Source organism: Deltaproteobacteria bacterium (assembly GCA_020845895.1).
Classification (GTDB): Bacteria; Lernaellota; Lernaellaia; order JACKCT01; family JACKCT01; genus JADLEX01.
The window spans coordinates 1-8,439 of record JADLEX010000035.1; the positions used below are offsets into that span (position 1 = coordinate 1).

Annotated in this window: 6 protein-coding genes; 3 read left to right on the forward strand and 3 right to left on the reverse strand. The window is 64.6% G+C overall.

What is annotated here, in order from left to right:
- Positions 1 to 1,273, reverse strand: a 1,273-nt coding sequence (locus IT350_04290) for a hypothetical protein (protein MCC6157248.1), incomplete at its 3' end; no start/stop codon positions are given.
- A gap of 276 nt (positions 1,274 to 1,549) precedes the next feature.
- On the opposite strand from IT350_04290, the gene msrA reads away from it, so the two are divergent.
- The gene (gene msrA / locus IT350_04295; protein ID MCC6157249.1) at positions 1,550 to 2,026 is read left to right on the forward strand and encodes a peptide-methionine (S)-S-oxide reductase MsrA; all 477 of its coding nucleotides are present in this window, start codon (positions 1,550 to 1,552) and stop codon (positions 2,024 to 2,026) included.
- On the opposite strand, the gene IT350_04300 is transcribed toward msrA, so the two are convergent.
- The gene (locus IT350_04300; GenBank protein MCC6157250.1) at positions 1,932 to 3,473 is read right to left on the reverse strand and encodes a CHAD domain-containing protein; all 1,542 of its coding nucleotides are present in this window, start codon (positions 3,471 to 3,473) and stop codon (positions 1,932 to 1,934) included. The genes msrA and IT350_04300 overlap by 95 nt on opposite strands.
- A 124-nt stretch (positions 3,474 to 3,597) precedes the next feature.
- On the opposite strand from IT350_04300, the gene IT350_04305 reads away from it, so the two are divergent.
- Positions 3,598 to 4,593: a zinc-dependent alcohol dehydrogenase family protein gene (locus IT350_04305; GenBank protein MCC6157251.1), complete on the forward strand. Its 996-nt coding sequence runs from the start codon at positions 3,598 to 3,600 to the stop codon at positions 4,591 to 4,593.
- A gap of 74 nt (positions 4,594 to 4,667) precedes the next feature.
- Positions 4,668 to 7,442 (forward strand): FG-GAP repeat protein, encoded by a 2,775-nt coding sequence (locus IT350_04310; GenBank protein ID MCC6157252.1) that lies wholly within the window; start codon positions 4,668 to 4,670, stop codon positions 7,440 to 7,442.
- Positions 7,443 to 7,500: 58 nt separating this feature from the next.
- Here the strand turns inward: IT350_04310 and IT350_04315 are convergent, their stop codons facing one another.
- Positions 7,501 to 8,157 carry a TetR/AcrR family transcriptional regulator gene (locus IT350_04315; GenBank protein ID MCC6157253.1) on the reverse strand — a complete coding sequence of 219 codons (657 nt, stop codon included), beginning with the start codon at positions 8,155 to 8,157 and terminating at the stop codon, positions 7,501 to 7,503.
- Between the last annotated feature and the right edge of the window lie 282 nt (positions 8,158 to 8,439).

The window sequence follows — 8,439 nt, forward strand, 5'->3', positions numbered from 1 at the left end:
CACCCCCGTCGCCCGTCACCATGCGCGTGAAGACCCAGTCGCCCGACTCGTTCGTCGTGTAGAACACGTCCGTCCCGTAGCCGTTGGTGTAGACGATGTGCAGCGCGCCGGCCGCATCGATGAAGAGCTTCGGGTACCGAATGCCGTCGCGGCAGTCGTCAATGTCCTCCCACGTCCACACGTCGTTTTCGTACACGCCGTGATACAGGTCCCCGTCCGTAATTCCGTTCGAGACGATGTGCCGCCGGTCCTGATCGTCGAACCCAAAATCCCAGCTCGCCTGATCGGCATCGACAAGCGTCTTCACCCAAGTCTCCGTTTCGTAGAGATCCCACGCGAAGAGCCCGAAGTCGTCCGTGGCGATGATGTGCGGCTCGTCCGCGGAGTCGAGTGCGATGTAGCAGCCGTACCGCCACGTCGTGTCGTCCGGCGCAAGCTGCGTCTCGGTGAGCGTCGCGCCGTCCCACGTCGCGTAGTACAGGCTCTTGTCGTTGCGGGCGATGCCCGAGTACACGATGTGCAGCAGTCCGTTCGCATCCACCGCCATATCGAAGTCGGGCGAGCCGCGATCGACCTCGCGCAGCAGGATGTCCTCCCACTCGCCGCTCTTATTCGTCGCATAACGCAGTTCGTTCACCTCCTCGTCCGGCTCGCGGCGGTAGGTGTAGACGAGGTGGATGTGGTCCTCGGCGTCGATGTCCATCACCTTCCACTCGCCGCCGAGCGGGTTGATCGTGTCGCGCGTGATGCCGCCCGCAGCGTCGATCATGTAGTGGTCGAGGGACAGGCCGTCCTGACCCACCGCGTGGATCACGCCGTCGCTCGAAATCGCGATGTCGTTCTGTCCAAACCCCGCGCCCCCCGAGAGAATCTGCTGGAAGGTGACGCCGTCGCGCTCCCACTCGGGCCACGGGCCGTAGGGTACTGCGGGAACGATGACTTCCGGGACTTTGTTGAACGGATCGCACACGGTGCCCGTACCGGGACGCACCGTGGTCGTCGTCGTGGACGTCGACGTGGTGGTCACAACCGTGGTGGTCGTGGAAGAACTCGTCGGCGGCGCGGTGGTCGTCGTCGTAGTGGGAGATGTGGTTGTGGTTGTCGAGCCTGCGTCGTCGTCGAGGTCGTCGTTCAGGGAATCATCATCGAGGGAGGAATCGTCATCCGACTTCGCCGAGGCTTCGTCGGATGAATCGGGCGATTCACAATCGCAGGCGGGGAACGCCGCGAGGGCGATCAGAAGGAAAAAGGTGACGGTGGTTCGTGTTTCCACTTCATCTTCCTTTGTCCCCAACAGTCATAAAATTGAATATGAAATCGATACGCCTTTTCCGGGCGAAAAACAGTAAGAAAAATTACGTAAATGTCGATTGTCGGCCTTCTCACAATCTTGTCACGCAGCGGGCGGTTTCAAATTCGAGCCGCTCGAACCATCCCGCGAGTCCCAGCACCGAAGGACCGAGGAGATCGCCGTACGAGTTATGACCCTGCGGATGCTCATGGACAAACGGGGCACGCTTCGCGAAATTCACCATTACGGGAGGCGCGTATGACAACACAAACGGCGGTATTCGCGGCGGGGTGTTTCTGGGGCGTCGAAGAGGTGTTCGCGCGAACGCCCGGCGTGACGGCCACGGCGGTCGGCTACACCGGCGGTCTGCTCGACAACCCGACGTACGAGGACGTTTGCGCCGACACGTCGGGGCATGCCGAGGCGGTGCAGGTCGAGTTCGATCCGGAGGTCGTGCGTTTCGAGGAACTCCTGCGGATCTTCTTTGAGAATCACGATCCCACGACGCTCAACCGACAGGGACCGGATGTCGGCACGCAGTATCGCTCGGCGGTATTCTATCAGGACGAGGATCAGCGCCGTGCGACGCTCGATACAATCCGCGAGCTGGAGGTGACGGGCCGATTCACGCGCCCCATCGTTACCGAGATCGTGCCCGCCGCGCCGTTTTTCCGCGCCGAGGAGTATCATCAGCGCTATCTGGAGAAACGCGGGCTGTCGCACTGTCACGTCTGACACTCCGCGCACCCGGCTTGGGTCGCGCGACCGTTTGCGGCACAAACACCGGCCGGCCGAGCAGCCGTTCGAGGCCGTATCGCGCGCGTGCGATTTCCTCTCCAACCGTTTCCTTGCCGGGCAGCCCCGTCACGTCGATCTCGACGTATCCGTTGCGGATCTCCACCGACCGCACGCGAACGCCGCCGTCGAGCCCCGCTGCCAGCGCCCGAGCGAGCCGCAAAACCGCGGAGGCGGCGGGGACGAGGTGATCGTCCTCGCCGGGAATCGGCACGAACGGCGCATCCACGCACTCCACGACGCGGGCGATACGCTCCATGGCGTCGGTATCGAATCCGACGGGCGGCGACAGCTTCCGAATGAGTCTCGCGCTTCGGGCGGTCACGCGACGGCCGTCGCGGTCGTCCCGCGCGCCCACGCGATAGACGCGCGACGCGGCCGGCAGCGTGCGCGTCGTCGATTCGTCCGCGAATCGGGAATCGCCGGTCGCATCGCGCAGCGCGCCGAGGAGTTCCAAGGCGAGACGCGACGCATGCCGTGCGCGGGCATGGCACTCGTCGCGGAAAGCCGCCCACGCGTCGAGCGTGGCGAGCGCGCTTTCGGACAGTTCGACACCGGACGGGAGCCGCGAACGCCATGCGCGCCATCGCGAATCGCGACCGACCATGAGGGCGCGGTAGGCGTCGATCCGCGCGCGGCGCTCCCGGGTGATCGCGTCGCGCCAGCGAGCCCTCGTGTCGGTGCGGAAAATCGCACCCAGCGTCCCCAGCATGTCCCACAGCACATCCAGATCGTGCACCTCGCCCAAGAGATCCTGCAGGGTTTTCAGGTCGTCTCCCCATTCGTCGTGCAGGTCGGGGAGGAAGTTTTCGACCGTGTATCGCAGCCGCTTGATGCCGATGCGGAGTTGGTGCCAAGCTGTCTTGCCGCGATTCTTCAAGGCGAGCCGGTGCAGGGCGTGAGCTTCCTCGAATCGCCGCAGCGCGAGATTGAGATAGACGGGTCCGTCGGGCGCCAGCATCTCGGTTCGCGGGACGAGGACCTCCGCGAACCTCTCCCACGCGTCGACATCGAACCGTCGCAGCGGCTTCTCGAGTTCGAGTCGAAGTTCGGCCTCGTGCGCTTCGAGTCGCGCGATGGCAAGCGCGGTGACGGGATCGTCGCCTTCGCCGAGCCGCGTCACCCAGTCCATCAGGACGTGCGTGTCGCGCATCGCGCCGAGGGCGGCGAAGAGGCGGCGGCCGTCGCGATTCATCGCGCGCCACGCGGGGTGGGGATCGATCTCGCGCAAGCCCTGCGCGATCGAGCGGCAACGTCGGATCGCTACGCGCAGATCGTGCACGGCATCGGCGTCGAATCTGCGTTCGACGTTTTCGCGCTCGACGACGACCGCGCGCATCCATCGCGCGAGCCCGAGTCGGTCACCGCTGCCGTCACCCGTCGTCACGTGATCCCCCATCCCCAAGTCATTACAACGTTCGGGCGTGCGTCGTGTCAAACGAGGCTTGTTGCACAATCGTCACAATCGTTTCCGCGTGACGACGGAAGATCGCGTTGGTACACTTCGGTTCATGCGCGCCATGCTGCTCGAAAAACAGGCCGCCATCGTCACCGCGCCGCTCGTCGCGCGGGAGATCGAATCGCCCGCGCCGGGGCGGGGCGAGGTGCGTCTGCGCGTTCGCGCATGCGGGATCTGCCACACGGATCTGCACGTCGTGGAGGGCGACCTCGCGCCGCGCCGCATGCCGATCGTGCCCGGGCATCAGGTCGTCGGAGAGATCGACGCGGTGGGCGAGGGCGTCGATCCGTCCCGCATCGGCTCGCGAGTCGGGCTGCCGTGGCTCCACGGGACGTGCGGCGAGTGCCGGTTCTGCCGAAGCGGGCGCGAAAACCTTTGCGATAACGCGCGATTCACGGGCTGTGACGTGAACGGCGGATTCGCCGAGTGGTGCGTCGCGCCGGCTGCTTTCGTGGTTGACCTTCCTCCGCAAATTGACGCCGCGCACGCCGCGCCGTTGCTGTGCGCGGGGATTATCGGCTACCGGTCGCTGCGGCTTTCCGGGGCCGCGCCGGGTTCGAGACTCGGGCTCGTGGGGTTCGGCGCGGCGGCGCACATCGCCATTCAAATCGCCGTCGCGAGGGAAATCGAGGTGCATGTCGCGACACGCTCGACGTCGCACCGGCGGCTCGCGGCGGATCTCGGCGCGTCGTGGTGCGGCGATGCCGACGACTCTCCGCCGCTTCGCTGGGACGCGGCGATCATCTTCGCGCCGGCCGGGGAACTCGTCGTGAAGACGCTCCGGCATTTGGAAAAGGGCGGGACCATCGCCCTCGGTGGCATCCACATGTCGCCCATCGGGCCGATCGACTACGCGGACTGGTGGGGCGAGCGCGTGATCCGCACCGTGGCGAATTCGACCCGCGACGACGGACGCGAACTCGTCGAAGAGGCCGCTCGCATCGGCGTGAAAACGCACGTCACACAATACGCCCTCGCCGACGCGAACCGGGCGCTCGCCGACCTGAAGTCGAGCCGCCTCAATGGCGCGGGCGTGCTGATCCCCTAGAGTTTCCTGACGTGCGTCGTTGCCCTTTGGAGGCGAATCCACTACACATTCGGACTTCGATTCTGGAGGTTCCCATGCGCGCAATCTTCATCGCGTGCTGTGCGATATTGATTTCGGCGTCGATCGCCACGGCGGCGGGCATGGACACGCACGGCGACGTCAGCCAACGCGCGCGCTGGGCCTTCGACGCGGATGAATACCCCGACTACGCGGCGATGATCGACGCGCATCAGGACGCGATGCAGCCCGGCTCATGCTTCCCCGACTGGGGCTACGCCTTCGGATTCCCCAACGAATCGGAAGACGCGCACTGGAATCCCTTCATCCAGTTTTCCGCCGAATACATCCGCGCGAACTATCCCAAACCGTGGGACGAGGCGACGCAGAAGCTCGTCGTCTTTCTGCTCGGCATCACCGTGCACTCGGTGTCGGACATTTCGTGGCACGGGCTCGCGGGGGTCGATCCGGGTTTGATCGATGCGATGTCCGACATGGAGTTTGGCGGGGCGTGGAGCGACGCGCACTCGCAGGCCGACACCGGCGGCGAAATGGTGACCTCGCACAGCCAGACGCTCGATTGGGTAAATGGCGAGTGGTACGTACCGTCGCAGGATCTGGAGCAGATCTATCACGAGCTGGGATACACCGACGTCACGCAGGCCGACCTCGTCGGCAACATGTCGGTGCTCTACCTCGCCAGCAAGGCCGTCAAGTATTTCGCGTGGCTCCTCTTTCGGTCTTACGCGATGGATTCCACGTTTCTCGTCGAGCAGTACCAGGATTACTTCAAGGGCGGTCTCGACGATATGGGCATCTGGAGCGCGTGGACGTGGGAGTCTGTGATCGACTGGATTGAAAACGGCGTGCCGGTCGCGCTGGCCGCGGTGCCGCCCATCGCCCACGACGACGGCCCCCTGGGTCACGCGTTCCTGCACCCGTATGCGCAGATGGGGCGTGATTTCCTGTCCGAAAACAATTTGGAGCTGCGCGTCGATCGCAAACTGCGTGGATACTCGGTGCGCCTTGTCGGCGCGGACCGCCTCGACCTCGATCCCAAACCGCGGTCGTTCGAGTTGTCGCCGACCCAACGCGCCTATCCCGTCGATGAGACGATCACCATTCACGGCAGCGCGCCGTTTTCCTATCTCGGCAAGTCGCTGGTCGCGCGCGCCCTCGACGGCGACGGGCGCGACGACCTCGTGATCGGCGCGCCGGGCTACGGGCCGGACGGCATGCACGAGCGCGGGATGCTCACGATCGTCCTGGGTCGCGAGTTCGGCGAAGCGGCAGCTCTCGACGCGCTCACGCAGACCGACTGGGTGCGTCTCGGCGACCTCGAATACTCACGCTTCGGTTGGAGCGCGGCAGTGCTCGACTTCAACGACGACGGAATCGACGACCTCGCCGTGTCGTCGCCGACCGTGGGATCGGACGAGATGGCGTATCGCGGGCGTATCGAGGTGTTCTTCGGCACGGGCGACGCGTCGCTCTTTTCCGACGAAGCCGATGTCGTCATCGACGGCGTGGAACTCGACACGAATCTCGGGTGGACGCTCGTCGCGGGCGACATCGATGGCGATGGTCGTGGCGATCTGCTGATCGGATCGCCGAATGCGCCCGGCGGGGGTTTGCAGCGAGGCATGGTGTCGATCTTCCTTTCATCTTCCACGAGATCATCCGGGCAGACGTTTGTGCCCGCCGATGCCGACGCGCAGCTCGTCGGAGACGCGAATTTCGACTGGTTCGGTTATCGCCTCGCGGTGGAATCGATCGCCGGAAGTCCGCACCTTATCGTCGGTGCGCCGACGGTGCAGTCGCCGTCGGTTCGTTCGATCGGACAGCTCACCGGTTGGTCGTCGTCCGCGATCTTCGGCGACGCGCCGCCCGTTCCGACATTCACGCTCACGGGTTCGGCCCAGTGGGAGAAGGTCGGATTTGCGTTTGCGTTCGCGGACTTCGACGGCGACGGCGAGCGCTCGTTTTACGCCGCCGCGCCGACCGGGAAGGGAGATCCCGAAGATCAGGCGGGGCGCATCTACGAAGTGCGGGAAGACGATTTGAGCGGCGAACTCACGACGGACGCCGCGCCGATAACACTCTTCGCGCTGGGCAATTCGCCATTCGGTCGATTCGGGTTCGATCTGCTGGCGGCGGACTTCGACAATGACGGATTCGACGATCTCGTCGCCGGCGAACCATGGCGGCCGTTCCGCGACGGATTCGAGGGCGGCGGCGCGTACGCGTGGCTGGGCGAGGGCGGCGCGCCGTTCGTGCGCGAGGTCGGCGACGCCGATTTCACGTTCCGGCGGGATCTCACGAAGTCGCGATTCGGCAGTGCGCTCGCCGCGCCGGATTTCGACGGCGACGGATATCGCGACTTCGCCGTCGCCGCCTACAACAACAACGAGGCCGCGCGTCAGGCGGGCGCCGTGCAGATCCTTCCCGCGCCGCGTCCGATCATCGCCGAGATAATTCCCGCCCAGTCCGTCCCGTTTGTCGTCGTTCAGGCGCGCGTGAGCGGCCGGTGGTTTTCGCAAGGCCTGTCGAGCGTACGTCTCCGGCTGGGCGATGCGTCCCTGCCGATCTCGGAGATCGAGGTTGAATCGGACGATGTGGTACGTTTCGCGATTGACCTGCCCGCCGACGCGACCGGAAGCTGGGATCTGGAGATGACGACGCGGTTTGGAGACGCGAAACTCGCCGGCGCGTTCACCATCGTCGGTCCGTCGGGCGACGATGACGACGAGGACGACGATTCATCGGACGACGACATTGCCGGTGACGACGACGACCAAACGCCCGATGACGACGATGACGGCGACGACGACGATGACGGATGCGGTTGTTAGGCGAAAATGATAACGGCGACGCCGGCCGGGCGTCGCCGTTGTCACTCGTCGGATTCGATCAGGAAGCGTGCTCGAGCGCGCGCCCGCCGGAGCGGATTCCGCGCATGACGACCTCGATCATTTCGTCGATGGACTTCTCCGCGTCGCCGGGGCTTTCGATGCGCGTGCCCCACAAGGCGTCCATCAACATTCGTTTGTGGAAATAGGACAGGCACGCACTCGTGAGCAGAAACGCCACGCGTCGGACATCGACGTCGCCGCGGAACTGGCCCTTCGTCTTGCCGAGTTCGACCGCCGACAACAGATCGCCGAGCCCCTCACGCAGCAGATCGACGGATTGCTGATAGCGCGCGTCGCTGCGTCCATCGGCGAGGCTCGCCCAGGCCAGGAGTCTCGCGAGTCCCGTGTTCTGGGCGAGCGTTCGGAAGAAGTGGCGAATGATCGCGATCACGTGCGCCTCGGGATCGGCTCCCGGCTCCACCGACGCGCGCTCGGCGTCGATCATGCGACGGAAGTTGATGCGCAGGACCTCGAAATAGAGGTCGTCCTTGTTGCCGTAATACAAGTAGAGCAGACGCTTGTTCGCGCCGGCTTCACGGGCGATTTCGTCCACGCGGGCGCCGTCGAATCCCTTCTTGACGAAGACCTTCTCAGCCGCCTCGATGATGCGCTTTCGGGTCTGTTCCGCATCGCGTTTGCGAGGAGGATTCTGCATGGCTGACTCCGTTGCGGGCGGCGAGACCCGCGCAAGACGCTGTTCACCAGTCGTAAGTGACGTGCATTCTGTCTATTACGCGAGATACTGGTCGGTCGGTCCACGCAAAGTGCGCACTTTTCACCGAACCGTCCGTTCCTATCATCGATAAAAGAGAACCCTTCACTGACCGCCGCGCACGGGCGATGGGTCAAAGATCTCGCTTTTGACGCACCTTGTCAAGAACAATCTCCAAGGCTCGTAACCTGCCCGCTGAACGACCGGTCCCGCGGCGACAAATTC

What these genes read in the sequence shown, in the direction of transcription:
- IT350_04310 (MCC6157252.1), top strand. Translation starts at nt 4,668, where the DNA reads ATGCGCGCAATCTTCATCGCGTGCTGTGCGATATTGATTTCGGCGTCG.
- msrA (MCC6157249.1), top strand. Translation starts at nt 1,550, where the DNA reads ATGACAACACAAACGGCGGTATTCGCGGCGGGGTGTTTCTGGGGCGTC.
- IT350_04305 (MCC6157251.1), top strand. Translation starts at nt 3,598, where the DNA reads ATGCGCGCCATGCTGCTCGAAAAACAGGCCGCCATCGTCACCGCGCCG.
- IT350_04315 (MCC6157253.1), bottom strand. Translation starts at nt 8,157, where the DNA reads ATGCAGAATCCTCCTCGCAAACGCGATGCGGAACAGACCCGAAAGCGC.